This is a genomic window from Streptomyces stoeckheimensis (assembly GCF_045822005.1).
GTDB lineage: Bacteria > Actinomycetota > Actinomycetes > Streptomycetales > Streptomycetaceae > Streptomyces > Streptomyces stoeckheimensis.
Map to the genome: position 1 here is coordinate 1,311,857 of NZ_CP169550.1, position 16,657 is coordinate 1,328,513.

General features: G+C 72.3%; 12 protein-coding genes. 6 read left to right on the forward strand and 6 right to left on the reverse strand.

From position 1 onward, the window contains the following. The first annotated feature begins 2 nt into the window (after positions 1-2). The 4 genes from ACE1OC_RS06175 (at position 3) to ACE1OC_RS06190 (ending at position 5,839) form a co-directional block, all read left to right on the forward strand. Positions 3-2,954 (forward strand): adenylate/guanylate cyclase domain-containing protein, encoded by a 2,952-nt coding sequence (locus ACE1OC_RS06175; RefSeq protein WP_407836105.1) that lies wholly within the window; start codon positions 3-5, stop codon positions 2,952-2,954. Further along, the gene (locus ACE1OC_RS06180) at positions 2,945-3,838 is read left to right on the forward strand and encodes a S8 family serine peptidase (RefSeq protein WP_407836106.1); all 894 of its coding nucleotides are present in this window, start codon (positions 2,945-2,947) and stop codon (positions 3,836-3,838) included. Before ACE1OC_RS06175 ends, ACE1OC_RS06180 begins: the two co-directional genes overlap by 10 nt. Beyond that, positions 3,835-4,473, forward strand: coding sequence for a GAF domain-containing protein (locus ACE1OC_RS06185; protein ID WP_274550538.1), 639 nt, complete (start codon positions 3,835-3,837; stop codon positions 4,471-4,473). The genes ACE1OC_RS06180 and ACE1OC_RS06185 overlap by 4 nt, the downstream gene beginning before the upstream one ends. An 82-nt stretch (positions 4,474-4,555) precedes the next feature. Further along, positions 4,556-5,839, forward strand: a complete 1,284-nt coding sequence (locus tag ACE1OC_RS06190) for a helix-turn-helix domain-containing protein (protein WP_407836107.1) — start codon at positions 4,556-4,558, stop codon at positions 5,837-5,839. 7 nt (positions 5,840-5,846) lie between these two features. Here the strand turns inward: ACE1OC_RS06190 and ACE1OC_RS06195 are convergent, their stop codons facing one another. The 5 genes from ACE1OC_RS06195 to ACE1OC_RS06215 all read right to left on the reverse strand — a co-directional run bounded on the left by ACE1OC_RS06195 (position 5,847) and on the right by ACE1OC_RS06215 (position 11,314). Continuing rightward, positions 5,847-7,712, reverse strand: coding sequence for a S9 family peptidase (locus tag ACE1OC_RS06195; RefSeq protein WP_407836108.1), 1,866 nt, complete (start codon positions 7,710-7,712; stop codon positions 5,847-5,849). Continuing rightward, a complete protein-coding gene (locus tag ACE1OC_RS06200; protein WP_407836109.1) occupies positions 7,709-9,181 on the reverse strand; it encodes an NAD(P)/FAD-dependent oxidoreductase in 1,473 nt (490 codons plus the stop codon). Before ACE1OC_RS06200 ends, ACE1OC_RS06195 begins: the two co-directional genes overlap by 4 nt. Beyond that, on the reverse strand, positions 9,178-9,495 hold the full coding sequence (locus tag ACE1OC_RS06205; protein WP_407836110.1) for a PqqD family protein: 318 nt from the start codon (positions 9,493-9,495) through the stop codon (positions 9,178-9,180). Before ACE1OC_RS06205 ends, ACE1OC_RS06200 begins: the two co-directional genes overlap by 4 nt. Further along, entirely contained in the window at positions 9,476-10,975 is a 1,500-nt protein-coding gene (gene stsB, locus ACE1OC_RS06210) for a StsB family radical SAM/SPASM domain sactipeptide maturase (RefSeq protein WP_407836111.1), read from the reverse strand. Before stsB ends, ACE1OC_RS06205 begins: the two co-directional genes overlap by 20 nt. Positions 10,976-11,047: 72 nt before the next feature. Then, positions 11,048-11,314, reverse strand: coding sequence for a StsA-related sactipeptide RiPP (locus tag ACE1OC_RS06215; RefSeq protein WP_250741964.1), 267 nt, complete (start codon positions 11,312-11,314; stop codon positions 11,048-11,050). A gap of 311 nt (positions 11,315-11,625) precedes the next feature. On the opposite strand from ACE1OC_RS06215, the gene ACE1OC_RS06220 reads away from it, so the two are divergent. Further along, entirely contained in the window at positions 11,626-12,393 is a 768-nt protein-coding gene (locus ACE1OC_RS06220) for an AfsR/SARP family transcriptional regulator (protein ID WP_407836112.1), read from the forward strand. A 53-nt stretch (positions 12,394-12,446) separates the two neighbouring features. Here the strand turns inward: ACE1OC_RS06220 and ACE1OC_RS06225 are convergent, their stop codons facing one another. Further along, on the reverse strand, positions 12,447-14,297 hold the full coding sequence (locus tag ACE1OC_RS06225) for an ABC transporter ATP-binding protein (RefSeq protein ID WP_407836113.1): 1,851 nt from the start codon (positions 14,295-14,297) through the stop codon (positions 12,447-12,449). A 233-nt stretch (positions 14,298-14,530) separates the two neighbouring features. Here ACE1OC_RS06225 and ACE1OC_RS06230 point away from each other — a divergent pair, with 233 nt between their 5' ends. Then, entirely contained in the window at positions 14,531-16,597 is a 2,067-nt protein-coding gene (locus tag ACE1OC_RS06230) for a phosphocholine-specific phospholipase C (RefSeq protein WP_407836114.1), read from the forward strand. Positions 16,598-16,657: the final 60 nt, after the last annotated feature.

Here is a 16,657-nt window from a genome sequence, read left to right on the forward strand (position 1 = left end):
GCATGAGCCGGAGACTGGTGGTCGTTCTCTTCCTCGATCTGGTCGGGTGGACCCGGCTCGCCGAGCGCGTGGACCCGGAGCCGCTGCAACGGCTGCTCGACGAGTACTACGAGATCTGCTCGGCGGCGGTGGAGGAACACGGCGGGGTCGTCGAGAAGTTCATCGGCGACGCAGTCATGGCGGTCTTCGGAGCCGACACCTCCCAGGAGGACGACGCTCCGCGGGCGCTGCGCACGGCGATGCGGATCCGCGCCGAGGTCCGTGACCTGCGCACGCCCGCCACCGACGCCGCCCCGGTCGAGGTCCATTGCGGGATCGCGGCCGGTGAGGCGCTGGTGACGCGTTCGGCCCGGGCCGGCATCCGGGTCGTCGGCGACGTGGTCAACCTCGCCGCACGGCTCCAGTCGCTGGCGGTCGCCGGGGAGATCATCGTGAACGAGACCGTGGCGCACCTGGCCCGTCCGCACTACGCGATGGTCCCGATGCCCCCGGTGGTCCTGAAGGGCAAGGCCGAACCGGTGCCCGTGCTGCTGGTCACCGGTGAGGCGGTCGACGGCGGGGCCGGCGAGGACTCCCTCATGGTGGACCGCGGCGCCGAACGCCACCGGCTGCGCCGGGTCTACCACCGGGTGGCCCGGGAGCGGCGCGCGGAACTGGTGACGGTGCTCGGACCACCCGGCATCGGCAAGACCCGGCTGGTCCGGGAGGCCGTGGACGACCTCGTCGCGGCCGGGGCGAGGCCCGTCGCGGTGTTCGGCAGCTGCCAGTCCTACGGAACGGCCGGGAACTACGGGGCGCTCGTCGAAATGCTGGACGCGCTGACCCGGCGGGCGCCGTCCTGCGCGGAGTTGCTGCGGGCGGACGAGCGGATCGCCGGAGTGCTCGCGGCGCTGCGCGACGCCTCGCTCCCCCGGCGGGCCGGTGCCGTCCCGGGCCCGGGCGTGGAGGAGGTGTCCTGGGCGACCCGGGAGCTCCTCACCGCCGCGGCCGGCGACCCGCTCGTCGTGGTGTGGGACAACCTCGCGTGGGCCGGGCAGTCGCTCCTGCGGCTCATCGGCGAGCTGATGGACGGCCTGCGGGACCTCCCGCTCCTGATGGTGTGCGTGTCCAGACCGGAACTGGCGGGACGGGACGCGTCGCAGGAGGCGGACGTGATCGAGGTCGGGGCGCTGGTCCCGGCTGACAGCGCGCGGCTGGCGTTCTCACTGGCCGGGCGCGGGAGCGGCGACGAGGTGGAAATGCACGGGCTCGACCTGGCCGAACAGGTCGACCGGGTCGCCCTCTACAGCGCGGGCAACCCGCTGTACATCCGGCTGATGATGGACTGGCTGAGGAACGGCCGGACCGTCGACGAGGTGCCGCCGAGCATCACGGCCATGGTGGGGGCGATGATCGACCGGCTGCCCGCGCCGGCCCGGCGGCTGCTGGGCGCGGCTTCGGTGATCGGGCCCTCGTTCACCGTGGAGCAGCTCGCGCTGCTGGGCGAGCCCGCTCCGGAGGCGGCGGTCGCGGAGCTCGCCGGACGGCGCCTGTTCCGGGCCACGGAGGAAGAGGGGGGCTACCGCTTCGTCCAGCAGCCGGTGCACGAAGTGGCGTACGGGAGGCTGGAGAAGGAGCAGCGCGTCTCCTGGCACCGGCGGCTGGCCGAGCACGGTTTCAGTCCCGGCTTCCACCTCGAAGCCGCCACCCGGCTCCTCGGAGGGCTGCGCCCGGACGATGCGGAGCTGCCGGAGTTGGCGCGGCAGGCGGCCGGGGCCCTGCTCGGCGAGGGCACCGTGGCGTTGCGGCAACGTGACGTGCCGACGGCGATCGGACTGCTCGGACGGGCGCTCGTCCTGGCGCGGGGCGGGCCGGACCGGTGCCGGTCGGTCGCGGCCGTCCGGCTGAGCGACGCCCTCATGCTGTCCGGGGACACCCCGGGTGCGCTGGAGGTGGTGGAGGAGGGCCCGTGGCGCGCCACGTCGCCTCCCGCCCTGGTACGGGTGCAGCGGCACCTGCTGGCCGCCCGGCTCGGCAAGGTCACGGCGGCCGACGTGGAGGGGCTGCGGGCCGCGCTCGAGGGACTCGACGGACTCGACGGCGAGGAGCCCGACCGGTCCGCCCGGTGCCGGTTCGAGCAGCTGCTGATGCTGATCCACTTGGACCGCGGCCGGTTCGGGGCGGCCGAGGAGGCGGCCTGCGCCGCGCTCGACCATGCCCGCGGAGTCGGCGACGCGTACGAGGAGGACCGGCTGCTGGTGGCGCTGTGCGAGATCCGGCAGTGGTCGCCGAGTCCGATGGCGCAGAAGCTCGCGGGATGCGCGGAGCTGCTGGAGAGGTTCGCCGCCGACCGGTTCCTGGCCCTGCCCGCGCTGGCCGCCCGCGCGCGCTGCCTGGCGCTGACCGGCGACCGGAGCGGTGCGCGTTCGGCGCTGACCGAGGCCGAGTCCGTCGTCGTACAGCTCCGGCTGACCCTGGGGCGGGTCCTGGTGGACCAGGTGGCCGCGCTGGCCGCGTCGCTGGACGGTGAGCACGCGGAGGCGGAGCGGCGCTTCGGCCGCGCGGCGGACGCTCTCGAACAGGCCGGCTACGTGCCGGTCGCGCTGACCATGCGGGTGCAGGCGGCCCGCGAGTGCGCACGCCGGGACCGGGCGGACGAGGCGGCCCGCCGGATCGCGGAGCTGCTCGCGCGGCGCGAGGAGATGGACGTCCGGGGGCGGATCCTGTGCCTGTCGGCCGCCGTGCTGGGCGCCGCTGCGCAGGGACGCGCCGAGCCGATGCGCGCCGAGGTGCTGAGGCTGCTCCGGAACCTCGACGACCCGTGCCTGCGGGGCGAGGTCTGCTTCGACCTGGCCCGGGCCCACCGGTGCCTGGGCGAGGGGGCCGAGGCCCGCACGATGGCCGGGCTGGCCGCCGACAGCTATGCGGCCGTCGGCGCGGTGAAACCGCTGGAGGCGGTACGGGCATGGATCTGAGCGGCGCGCCCTGGCGGCGCGAGCGGCGGCCGCACGCGTCGGGGATGCCCGCGTGGAGCATGCCGGCCGGCGGGGACCCCGGCGAGCCCCTGCCGACGGCCCTGTTCGAGGGGATCGGCCCCCGCTGGGCGTGGGAGGGCGCCGACGGCGAGGGCGTACGGGTCTGCGTGCTCGACAGCGGTGTCCAGGCCGGGCACCCGCTGGTCGGCACGGTCGAGCGGGCCTGGCAGGTGGTGAGCGCCGAGGGCCGGGCTCCGCGCGTGGAGGAGTGCGAGCCGCTCGACAGCGCCGGGCACGGGACCGCCTGCGCGGGGATCATCCGCTCCATCGCGCCCCGGGTGTCGCTCAGTTCGCTCAAGGTGCTCGGCGACGGACGGGCCGGGAGCGCCTCCGCGCTGATCGCCGGGCTCGCCTTCGCGATCGAGGAGGGGTTCGACGTCATCAGCATGAGCCTGTCGACGACCAGGGTCGAATTCCGCGACCGGCTGGGCGAGTTGTGCGATCGGGCCTACTTCCGCCGCACCGCGGTCGTGGCGGCCGCGCACAATCTGCCCATCGAGAGCTTCCCTTGGAACTTCGCCTCGGTGATCTCCGTCGCCAGCCATGCCGAGCCGGACGGCATGCGCTTCTACTACAACGCCGCTCCCCCGGTCGAGTTCCGGGCCCGGGGGGTGCGCGTACCGGTGGCGAGCCTGGGCGGCGGCACGGTCCGCAACACCGGCAACAGCTTCGCGGCGCCGCACATGGCAGGGATCGCCGCCCTCGTCCTGAGCAAGCACCCGTGGCTCACGCCGTTCCAGCTCAAGAGCGTCCTGTACCACTGCGCGGCGAACGTATCGATCCCCGACGTTTCGGTCCGAGGAGAAGGAGGCGGAGAAGAATGAAACCCTGGCCACACGATCTGATGGCCACCGAACGTCAGCTCCTGCAGTCTGTCGTCACGGTGGCCCGCTACATCTACGGGGCCGCCGCGTCCTCGGTCTTCATGGTGAGCCCCGACACCGGTGAGCTGATCTTCGCGGCGGTGGCCGGCGAGGGCGAACAGGGCCTGGTCGGCAGGCGGTTCGAGCCCGGCACCGGCATCGCCGGCTGGGTGGCGGCCAGCGGGCAGCCGCTGATCACGGACGACGTGGGCGCGACCGACCGGTTCGCCCGCGACGCCGCGGCCTCCACCGGGTACGTACCGGCGAGCATCATGGCCGCCCCGCTCATCGCGGACGGGGAGTGCATCGGCGTGATCGAGGTGCTGGACCGCCACGCCCACGACGCGAACGCCCCGGGCCGGGAACTCGACGACATCGAGCTGCTGGGGCTGCTCGCCACGCAGGCCGCCCTGAGCCTCGCGCTGCTGCGCCGCAGCGAGCAGGCCGCGGACGCGGCGCCGCGCATGGGAGAGCTGCTGGCCCGGCTGTCCCAGCACGCGGTCATGGACGCGTCCGACCCCTTGGCCGTCTCGCTGCTGACCCTCTCGCTGGATCTGCTGGACCGGGGTTCGCACCCCGGTTCGAAGGTGGTCTGACGGCCGACGGAGACGGAGCGCAGACGTGCCGGGGACGCCGCGGAGACGCGTACGGAACGGGCCCCTCCTACCCTCCTGGCCTATGGTCCACCGTGCCGAGGCCCAGGCTCCGTCGTTTCCCGAACTGCTCCGCTTCAAGCGCGTGCAGGCCGGGCTCACCCAGCGGACGCTGGCCGACCTGTCGACGATCAGCCCGCGGACGATCCGGGCCCTGGAGTCGGGCCGGGTGAACGCGCGGATGCAGACCGTCCGGCTGCTCGCCGACGCGTTGGGGCTGGAGGGCCTGGCGCGGGAGCTCTTCGTCAGCGCGGGCCTGGGCAGCGGGGGGCCGGCTCCGGCCGGAGCCGGTCCCTGCCTCGCGGTGCCCAGGTCCGTCAACGCCCTCATCGGGCGGGACGTCGAGGTCCGGGCGATGGTGGGCGCCCTGGAGTCGGACCACCGCCGGATGATCTCCCTCTCGGGGCTGGCGGGCGTGGGGAAGTCGCGGGTGGCCGCGGAGACGGCGGCACGGCTGAGTTCCCGGCGCGGCTGGCCCGTGCTGTGGATCGGGTCCGGGACGGCGGCCCCCGACGGTCTCGGCACGGCCTTCGGGCCCTTGCTGCGGTCCTTGCGCCTGCTCGTCGAGTCGGGTGCGCAGGACGTGTCCGCGGTCTGCCGGCTCATCGGCCGGCACGAGGTGCTGGTCGTGCTCGACGGGGTCGCCGACGCCCGGGAGCCGGTCGGCGTGGAGGAGCTGTTGGCGTACTGTCCGGGCATCCGGGTGATCAGTACGTCACGCGCGCCGTGGAACGTGGCCGGCATCCAGGGGACGGTGCTCGCGCCGCTGACCGTCCCGGGGCCGGACTGGGAGGCAGCGGGGTCACTGGACGTCCTGGCCGCCGTCCCGTCGGTGCGGCTGCTCGTGGACCGGCTCTCGGAGATCCGGCCGGGATTCGTACTCGGCCGGGCGGACGCGGGGGCCGCGGTCCGGCTGTGCCGGACCCTGGACGGCCTGCCGGCCGCGCTGGAAGCGGCCGCCGCGGGGTGCGGGGTACTGAGCCTGCACCGGCTCGCGGACATGCCCCCGGCCCAGCTGCTCGAACTCCCGGCGGCCACCCGGCCCGCCGGTGTTCCCGGGACGATCGGCTGCCCCATCCGGACCGGGGTCGAGCGGCTGGACCCCGGCCCCCGCACGCTCCTCGGGGAACTGGCCGGTTTCGACAAGGCGTTGACCGTCTGCGAGGCCGCCGAAGTCCTGGACCGGCCGTTGCCCCGGGTGGTGGACGGACTGGGTGCGCTGACGGGCGGCGGGTTCGTCCGCGCCGCGCACGAGGAGGCGGAGACCCGCCTGCACCTGCCCAACCTGGTGCGGGCGGCCCTGTCCTGAGGCGAAATCAGCCCATGTGCTCCGCGAGGAACCGCTCGACCGCGGCGTAGTAGGCCTGCCGGTTCGCGGGCCGGGACAGGCCGTGGCCCTCGTCCGGGAACAGCAGGTACTCGTGCGGAAGTTCCTTGGCCGCCAGTGCCGCGACGATCTGCTCGGCCTCCGCCTGCGGCACGCGGACGTCGTTGGCGCCCTGGACGACCAGGACGGGGATGCGGATCGCGTCGACCCGCGACAGCGGAGAGCGTTCCCACAGCATGGCGCGGTCCGTCTCCGGGTCCCCCACCTGGGCGTGCATGAACGAGCGCAGCGCGGTGCGGTAGGGCGCCCCGGCCGCCAGCAGCGTCAGCAGGTTCGACGGACCGCAGAGGTCTATCGCGCACGTGAACGCCTCCGGGGTGAACGCCGCGCCGACCAGCGCCGCGTACCCCCCGTACGAGCAGCCCATGATCGCGACGCGCGCGGGGTCGATCCCGCCGCCCTCGACGAGGTGGTCGACCGCGTCGAGCAGGTCGGTCTGCATCGCGGCGCCCCATTGCTTGGCACCCAGGTTGCGGAACCGCTTGCCGTATCCCGTCGAACCGCGGAAGTTGACCTGGATGCAGGCGTAGCCGCGATTGGCCAGGAGCTGCGCCTCTTCGTCGAACGCGAAGGTGTGACGGGCCCAGGGCCCGCCGTGGACGTTCACCACCGCGGGCAGGCCCGCCCGTTCGGCGCCGGGCGGCCAGGTGACGTAGCCGTGGACGGTGACCCCGTCGCGCGCGGCGAAGGCGAAGGGTTCCATCCTGGCCAGCGTGTACGCCTCCAGCTCCCGCTGGTGGCTGAAGAGGTAGCGGAGCGCGCCGGCCGGCCGGTCGTAGACGTAGTAGAGGACGGGACCGGCTCCGGTCACCACGGAGACCGTCCACAGCCGGTCGCCGCGGTCGGTGCGGTCCACGTACACCTCGCCGTCGACCGACAGGAGCGTGAGCTCCCCGCGGATCCGCCCGAGGTCCTTGCCGAACTCCTCGTCGAGGAAGACCCATTCGTCGCGGTCCTTCGCGAACAGCACGGCTTGGGGCCGGCGGGTCACCGGGTCGAACTCGACCTGCTTGACGTCGTACACCGGATCCTCGGCGAGCAGCGTCCGCCGCCCGGTCGCGAGGTCGACGGCGAACAGGCGGCCGGCGTTGGCCCCGATGGAGGACAGGAGGTGGCAGGTGGCGCCGTCGCGCGAGAAGCCGACGACGCGCGTCCCGACGGCGTCCTCGTAGGGCACGTCGAGCCAGGGCGGGGCGCCGTCCGGGCCGCCCGGAGCACCCGGCCCCTCCTCCGGGTCGAGGAACACGGACAGGCCGCCGTCGGGCTTCATCACCGTGCCGCCGCGCACCCGCAGGTCGGTGTCGACGATCCAGCTCACGTACCCGGGATTGTCCGCGACCTTGGTGAGCCGGTCCGTCTCCAGATCGAGGGCGTAGACGTCGTGCAGCCCCGGCCGGTCCTTGTTCAGCCCGATCAGCAGGGTCGTCGGATGCCACCGGTTGTGCGCCAGCACCCGCGCCTGGACGCCGTCGAAGGGCGTGGCGCAGCGCTCCCGGCCGGTGACCAGGTCGACGAGGTGGACCCGCCAGCTCTCGTCGCCGTCCCGGTCGCGGAGGTAGAAGAGGGTCCGGTCGTCGTGGCACAGGCCGTACGTCCGGATGCCGCGGCCCCGGTCGTGCGTGACGGGCCTCGCCTCCTCGGGCCGGTCCACGGGCGCCGTCCAGACGTTCAGCACGCCGTCGTCCGGGGCCAGGTAGACGAGACGGGTCCCGTCCGGCGAGATCTCGGGCACGAGGTAGGACGGGTTGCCGAACAGGACGGAGTGCGGGATCAGCGGTACGGCTTCGGTGGTCACGATTCCCTTCCCGGGGTGGGCTGGTGGGGGCCGCGCTCCGAGAACCACCAGTCGCGGAGCCCGGGGAACTGCGCGACCGCCTCGTCGGTGTCGAGCGGAGGGGCCGCGGAGCGGCCGGCGGAGGGCCCCGGGAGAGCCGCCCCGGAAGGGACCAGCGTCTGGGCGCGGAACAGCCGGGTCATCAACACCGGGCTGCTGAGCACGGCTTGGGACACCCGGGCCCGCATCCGCTGCCCGGCTGCGGAGCCGGAGCCCTCGGCGGATCCGGGGCTTGAGCCGGAGCCCTCGGTGGATCCGGAGTCCTCGGCGGATGCGGAGTCCTCCGCGCGGGCCCGTACCCGGTCCTGTTCGGTCGCCATCCTCCAGGACTCGGCCGCCACGTCCGCCACCGCCGCCTGGACCGCGGGCAGCACCGAGGGCCGGGCGCCGCGCTCCGCCAGCTCCCGGTCCAGTCGCACGGCGCCGAGCAGCGCGACGGACATCCCGTGCGAGTACACGGGGTTCACCGCCGTCAGCGCGTCGCCGATGACCAGGAACCCGTCGGGCAGGGGCAGCCGCTCGAAGTACCTCCGGCGGTTCGCGGTGGCGCGGAACGGCCGCACGCCGCCCAGGGGTTCGGCCGCTGCCAGCAGCTCGGCCGCGATCGGCGAGCGCAGCGAGCGCGCGCCGTCCGTGAATCCCGGCTCGTCCACCGGCGGTCTGGCGGCGCGCGTCCCGGTCAGGGTGAAGATCCACCGTCCGCCCTCGATGGGGAACAGCGTGGCTCCGTACCCCGGACGGCCGCTCGAAGGCCGCGGGTGCACCATGATCGCCGGGAGGTCGGCGGCGAGGCCGGGGGGCGCCCGGTAGATCCTGGTGGAGTACGCCAGCCCCGGGTCGACCACCTCCTCCTCCACAGCGGGTCCGCCGATCGCGGTCAGCCATCGCCCGGCCCGCGAGCGCCGGCCCGTCGCGTCCACCACGAGGTCGGCGCGGAGGGTCTCGGCGGAGCCGCACTCGCCGGAGTCGCCCTCGCCCGCGACCCGGACACCGGTCACGCGCGATGCGTCCCCCACGAGCCCCAGGACCCGGGTGCGCTCCCGTACGGTGACCGCCCCGTCGGCCAGGGCCCGCTGCCGGATGACGTGGTCCATCAGCCAGCGGCTGCACGAGACCATGAAGGCCCCGGTCTCGTGGCGGCGGAACCAGCCGTCCGCGCTCAGGATCAGCGCGCCGTCCGGCAGGCCCCGGCGGTGCGCTCCACGGGCGAGGAGCGCCTCCAGCGTTCCCGGGAGCAGCGTGTCCAGCGCCTGGGCGCCGGCGGTCACCAGCACGTGGCTGTGGAAGGCCTGCGGGAGCCCCGGGCGGACGCCCGGGCCGGCCGGGTACCGGCCGCCCTCGACGACGGTGACCTCGTCGACGTGCCGGGAGAGCACCTGGGCCACCAGCACGCCCGCGAAGCCCCCGCCGAGGACGACGGCCTTGGTCATGACCGCGCGGCCGGCTCGCTCCGTGTGGCCCGCGTTCCGGGGTCCGACTCCTCGATGAGGTCGGCTTCGATCATGGAGCTGATGAAGGCGTCCACTTCGGCGCGGATGCGGGCCGTCATCACGGGATTGTGCCCGGCGAAGAGCAGGGACAGGTTCCTGATGACCGTCTCCCGGTCCCCGTCGCTGTCCACGAGCGCCCAGATCTGGGCGGCCGTCGCGTTCAGGGTGCGGAAGTCGCCGGACTCGCTGTGGTAGAGCGAGATGCCGTCCCCGCTCTCCTGCCAGATCACCGCGTCACTGATGTGCAGGGACATCTCCCAGCCTCCTGTTCACCGGCATGATCGGAATCAGTTCGCCCACCTTGATCGCGGGCACGGGCGCCGGCGGACGGACGTAGGTCTTCCACTGCTCGTGGGCCTCGTGCACCTCTCCGGTGGCGACCAGCCGCGGGACGGTCATCTCCTCGCCGCCCAGGGCGAGTTCGGCGCGCGTCACGCCGGTCTCCTGCCACAGCTGCGTGGTGACGCCGTGCCGCAGGATCCGGCACAGGTGGCGGCTGTTGCGCCGCAGGTCCCCGGACTCCGACATGTGCGCGGCCCGGCAGCCGCCGCCGCAGTTCGCCTTGATGTAGCACTTCTCGCAGTCGGCGTGGAACTCCCCGCCGTACACGGTGCTCTTGCGCATCGAGGTCAGGATCGGGCCGGCGAAGATCTCCGACAGCCGCTGCTTCCTGATGTTTCCGGCGAACTCCCCCTTGCCCGTGATGAGTTTGCACGGGTAGACGTCACCGAGGGAGTTGACGTAGATCTCGTTGCCGCCCATGCCGCAGTTGCCCTTGACCGAGCACGCGGTGACGGGCCTCGGCCCGTCCGGCTTGAGCTTGCCGGCGACCGGCGAGGTCCAGACGAGCTGCTGCACCTTCAGGTGGTCCTGCCAGCCGAAGTCGTAGTCGTCGCCCACGCCGCGGCCGAGGTCGTTGTGGTTCATCAGGCGGACGCTGTGGATCTCGATCCCGTCGAGGAAGGAGGCGAAGTCCTCCAGCTCGTGGACGTTGTCCGAGGTGACGATGTGGTTGATGGCCGGCGCCACCCCGGCCTCGTTGAGGAGCTGGATCGCCCGGTGGGTCTTGGCGAACGCGCCCTTGCCGCGGGTGCGGTCGTGGGTCTCGGCCGTCCCTCCGTCGAGGCTCACGGTGACCGCGTCGAAGAGCTCGGCGAACCGCTTGGCCTTCGCCTCGGTCCGGATCATCGTCGCGTTGGTGATGATGTTGACCTTCAGGCCGCTGTTCTTCGCGTGCTCGACGATCTGGAACAGGTCCTTGCGGAGCATCGGCTCGCCGCCGGTGAAGATGATGGTCCCGGCGCCGAAGTCGGCGATCTGCGAGACCAGGTCCAGGGATTCGGCGGTGTCGAGCTCGCCAGGAAGGCACTTCTCGGAGGAGGCGTAACAGTAGGGACAGCGGAGGTTGCAGCCGTCGGTGATGGCGTAGTACGCGACGCCCAGGGGCGGTTCGCCCAGCCTGACCTTGGGCTTGTTGCCGTTGAAGTACACGATCCAGTTCAGGATGAGCTTGGCGAGGACGCGTTCCGTCGCGTCGTTCTGCTCCAGCCCCGGCTGCTCGCCCCGGGCCCGGGCGGCCGCCAGGGTTTCGAGAATGTGAAACTCACGTCCGGAGAGGACGCACCGGGCGGCCACCTCCGGGTTGACCACGAGGTGGTCCTCACCGTGCACGAAGTACGTCAGGTCGTTGGGCACCTCGAACAACGACAGGTTCCGAACCAGGTTTCCGCGCATCCCGCCTCCTCTCTGGGCTGACACAGGCGCGGCCCGACGCGAAACGGCCGCCGGACCCCGCCTGTGGAACGGTCAGTTCTCGGCCTGGCCCGATCCCGACCAGAGGCCGCAGGCACAGAGCATCGCGGCGTCGAAGCCCTCCTTCGTGGCCTCCGGGGAGGTCCAGTCCTGGGAGTGCGCCACCACGTCGGGCAGGATCGCCGCGAGGCGGGTCTTCGTCGAGATGAGGACCTTGGTCTCCTCGGGAGTCAGGCTGGCGTAGAACTCTTCGAGGGCGGGCGCCATCGTGCCTCCGATGACGCCGGCCGCACGCAGGGACTCCAGGGCGTTGAAGGTCATGCTTCCACCTTTCGCTGTCGCGTTCGATCGGGGACGCAACCGAGACTGCGCGCGGCGGACCCCTGAAACAACCCCACGAATGTGGGTTGTGCGGGAGCGACGAAGGGGACATACGCAACGCGGGCGAGCGTCTTCCGACAGCGCATCGGGACGGCTGGAACGCGCCGCGCACGGGTGTTGACGATCTCCAGACCTTGCCCCACGCTCATACCACAGCCGTTGTGAAGCTCATGTGAAGCGAACGTGGAAATCGGGATCAATGGAGCGCCCACCCGGCGGCCGGCGGCCCGTCGGACGACCCGAGAGGTGCGATGAACCCCACCGGCTTAGGCATCGTGCACATATCGCTGTTGCCAGGCTTCGTCTGCCGCATCGACCAGCGGGTCACCGATCTCAGCGACATCCAGCAACGGCTCGTCGCCGCCCTGGTGCTCGGCGACCGCCCGCTCCGGCGCGGTGAACTGGCGGCCCGACTGTGGCCCGATGCCCCGCCCGACCGGGCGGGTGCCCGGTTGCGCCAGACCTTGTGGCGGCTGAATCAAGCCACGGACGGGGGACTGTTGAGGGTCTCGCACACCACCGTCGCCCTCGCCGATCACGTCGAGGTGGACTACCGGGCGGCGGCGCGGCTGATCGCGGCGGAGACCGGTGCGGTCGGGGCGGCGACGGCGCCGGCGATGGCGGGCGAGGACCGGCTGCCGCAGGCGTGGAGCGTACTGCGCCACCCACTGCTGAACGACTGGGACGACGACTGGCTCGTACCGTTCCAGGAGAAGTGGAAGGTCCAGCGCGTCCAGACCCTGGAGCGCCTCGCCGAGCGGTTCCTCCAGCGTCGACAGCACGCCGCGGTGCTCGAACTGGCCGACGCCGCGACCCAGGCCGACCCGCTGCGGGAGGCACCCCGGCGGATCGCCGTGCAGTCGTGCCTGTTCGTCGGCGAGGTGGCCGACGCGCACCGCCGCTACCGCGGCTATCAGGAGCTGCTCTCCGCGGAACTGGGCGTGGCGCCGAGCGGCGCCATCCCGCAGCTGCTCAGACAGGACCGCGAGCGACAGCTCGCCCTGGCGGCGGAGTTCTGACCCCGGGGGCCGTCGTACCACCGCCGGTACGACGGCCCCCTCCCGTCCCTCCCTCAGTGCAGGTCGGCCCGTTCGGCGGTGTCGTCGATGAAGCCGCCCGACTGGTGCTGCCACAGCTTCGCGTAGGCGCCGTCCGCGTCGAGCAGTTGGTGGTGCGTGCCCTGCTCGACGATCCGCCCGCGGTCCAGGACGACGAGCTGGTCCATGGTGGCGACCGTGCTCAGCCGGTGCGCGACCACGAGCGCCGTCCGCCCGGCCATCAGCCGCCACAGTGCGTCCTGGACCAGGATCTCGCTCTCGGAGTCCAGGGCGCTGGTCGCCTCGTCGAGGAGCAGGATCGGCGCGTCGCGCAGGATCGCCCGGGCGAGGGCGACCCGCTGGCGCTGCCCGCCGGACAGCTTCACCCCGCGCTCGCCCACCATGGTGTCGAAGCCGTCCGCGAGCCCGTCGGCGAACTCCGTGACGTGCGCCGCCTCGGCCGCGCGGCGGATCTCCGCCTCGGTGGCGTCCGGGCGGGCGAAGGCGATGTTGTCGCGCAGCGTGCGGTGGAACATCGCCGGGTCCTGGGGGACGTAGGCGATCAGGCTCCGCAGGTCGGCCTGGCTCAGCCGGCTGATGTCCTGCCCGCCGATCAGGATCCGGCCCGCGTCGATGTCCGTCATCCGCAGCAGCAGCCGGGTGAGCGTGGTCTTGCCCCCGCCGGACCGGCCGACGAGGCCGAGCTTGGACCCCGCGGGCACGACCAGCTCCAGACCCTCGAAGAGCGGCTTCCCGCCCTCGTGGCCGAAGCTCACCCGATCGAAGCGGACATCGGCGGTCGGCGGACGCCGCAGCGGTTCGGGCTCCACCGGGTCGAGCACGGTCGGCGGTGTCAGCAGCAGCTCGGTGAACTGCGCGGCCTCCGTCATGGAGCTCTCCAGGCGGCGGTAGATCTGGTTGAACTCGAACATGATCCGCGTCGCGCTGGCGTAGTAGGTGAAGGCGACGATGACCGCTTCCACCCCGTGCGCTCCTCCGCCGAGCACGATGGCGAGCATCAGTCCCAGCACGTTGGTCGCCACGGACAGGGGCGCGACCAGGGTGTCGATGCGCAGGTTGCCGTAGTCCCACGAGCGCAGGGTGAGCTTCCTCGACTCCGCGACCCGGGTGCGGTGTTCGGCGGCCTCACGCGATTCGGCGGCGAAGGCCCGGACCGTGTCCATGTTCATCAGGCTGTCCGCCACGTGGCCGGACACCCGGGCGATCGCCTCCTCCCGCCGGGCGACGAGCACTTGGCGGCGACGGATCAGGGGCGCCACGCACAGCCCCGTGATCGTGATCATCACCAGGAGCCCGACGACGAGCAGCGGGTCGTACTGCCACAGCACCACCGAGGCGAACAGCAGGGGCACGAAGCTGCCCATGACCGAGAACGTCAGCGTGTCGACGAACTCCTCGAAGCGGGAGGCGAAGCTCAGAACCCGCTTCGTGAGGGATCCGGCGAAGTTGTCGTGGAAGAACGCCGCGTCCTTGGCGAACAGTTCGTCCATGCCGGTGACGTAGAGCTGCTCGATCCCGCGGGCGTCGAGGCGGTTCAGGCAGTGCAGCCCGATGCGCCAGAACGCTTCCGAGAGCAGCAGGACCCCGGCGAAGCCGAGGACGTAGGGCATCGCCCAGCCGAGGGCTCCCTCGGTGGCTCCCGTGCCCTCTTCCCCGCCCGCGATCCGGCCGACGAGCTTCGCGACGACCAGTGGTGCGATGTAGTGGATGCCGATGTTGCCCAGCGCCGGGAGCAGCATCGCGGGCGCCGTCAGCCGGCGCAGGCGGACCAACTCCCGCCCGTAGTAACGAAGCGCGAGGAGCACGGGACTCCTGCGCGGTGGGTGTGTGTTCGGTGAACTTCCGTGCGATTCGGGCGATCCCATCCCAACCCTGCCTTCTCGGACCGTCTGGCCAGAAAGCGGAGTGTCCCGCACGGGCGCCCGCAGGGTCCAAGGCTTTTCTCCCGATAGCCGAAAACCGGCCGACCTGCGCACGAAGCCCGACCGGCGTTCGCCTGGTGTACGCGCCTGCGTCACGCCAGGCTCCCTTACCTGAACCCCGGACGCGCTGTGCTGGGGTGTTCAGCCACCCCTCAACCGCGGAGGTCGTCCCCGCCATGGCAGAACTCAATCGTCGGCGTTTCCTGCAGCTCGCAGGCGGCACCACCGCCCTGACGATGCTGGGCGAGAGCATCGCCCGCGCCGCCGCCATCCCCGCACAGGGGACCACCGGCTCCATCGCGGACGTCGAGCACATCGTGGTGCTCATGCAGGAGAACCGTTCCTTCGACCACTACTTCGGCGCGCTGCGCGGAGTCCGCGGCTTCGGCGACCCGCGCCCGGTGACCCTGCCCAGCGGCAAGTCCGTCTGGCACCAGTCCGACGGCACGAAGGAGACACTGCCCTTCCGGCCGCCGTCCGAGGACCTGGGGATGGAGTTCCTCCAGGGACTCAACCACGACTGGGCGGGCGGCCAGAGCGCCTTCAACAAGGGCAAGTACGACAACTGGGTACCCGCCAAGACGGCCACCACGATGGCCCACCTGACCCGCCAGGACATCCCCTTCCACTACGCCCTGGCGGACGCGTTCACCATCTGCGACGCCTACCACTGCTCGTTCATCGGCTCCACCGACCCCAACCGCTACTACCTCTGGTCGGGCCACACCGGCAACGACGGCCAGGGCGGCGGCCCGGTCCTCAACAACGCCGAGGCCGGCTACGGCTGGACCACCTACCCGGAGCGCCTGGAGGCCGCCGGGGTCTCCTGGAAGGTCTACCAGGACATCGGCGACGGCCTCGACGCGGCCGGATCCTGGGGCTGGATCAACGACGCCTACCGCGGCAACTACGGCGACAACTCGCTGCTGTACTTCAACAACTACCGCAACGCCCAACCGGGCAGCGCCCTCTACGAGAAGGCCCGTACGGGCACCAACGCGGCCGCGGGCGAAGGCTACTTCGAGAAGCTGCGCGCGGACGTGGTGGGAGGCACCCTCCCCCAGATCTCCTGGATAGCCGCCCCCGAAGCCTTCAGCGAGCACTCCAACTGGCCCTCGAACTACGGCGCCTGGTACATCTCCCAGGTCCTGGACGCGCTCACCGCCGACCCCGACGTGTGGGCGAAGACGGCCCTGTTCATCACCTACGACGAGAACGACGGCTTCTTCGACCACGTCGTCCCGCCGTACGCCCCCGCCAGTGCCGCGCAGGGCCTGTCGACGACGCCCACCGCCCTGGACGTGTTCCCCGGCAAGGCCGGGTACGTGGCCGGACCCTACGGCCTGGGCCCGCGCGTGCCGATGCTCGTCGTCTCCCCGTGGAGCACGGGCGGCTACGCCTGCTCCGAGACCTTCGACCACACCTCGGTCATCCGCTTCATGGAGCAGCGCTTCGGCGTCCACGAGCCCAACATCTCGCCCTGGCGGCGAGCCGTCTGCGGCGACCTGACCTCCGCCTTCGACTTCGCCCGCAAGGACACCGCCCCGGCCCCGCTGCCGGACACCGACGGCTGGTTCCCGCCGGACCGCGAGCGCCACCCCGACTTCCGGGCGACCCCGCCGGCCCAGGGGGCCATGCCCCGCCAGGAGAAGGGGCTGCGCCGCACGCGCGCGCTCAAGTACGCCCCGTACGTGGACGGCGCCGCGCTCGTCTCCGAGGGCAGGTTCCGGCTGACGTTCAGCGGCGGCCCGGAGCTGGGCGCGCAGTTCTACGTCACCTCCGGCAACCGCAGCGACGCCCCCTGGACCTACACCACCGAGGCCGGCAAGTCGATCGCGGACACCTGGAACACCGCCTACTCGGCCGGTGCCACCGACCTGACCGTGCACGGCCCCAACGGCTTCCTGCGCGGCTTCCGCAACCCCGGCACCACCCCCGGCCCCGAGGTCACCGCCCGCCACAACGCCGCCACCGGAAACCTGGACCTCACCCTCACCAATGCGGGCAGCACCACCGCCACGGTGACGCTCACCAACGCCTACGGCGGCGGCCCGAAGCGCCTCACGGTCCCCAAGGGCGCCACCGTCAAGCACACCGTCTCCCTGAAGAACACCCGCCGCTGGTACGACGTCACGGTCACCGCATCCGCCTCCCCGGCCTTCCTCCGCCGCTTCGCCGGCAAGGTGGAAACCGGCGCGGCGGGCCTGTCGGACCCGGCGATCCTGACGGAGCAGTCCTCCTGACGACAGGCGGCGCCACCGGATCGACCGGCGGCGCCGCCTGTATTGCTCGGTGCAGGTGAG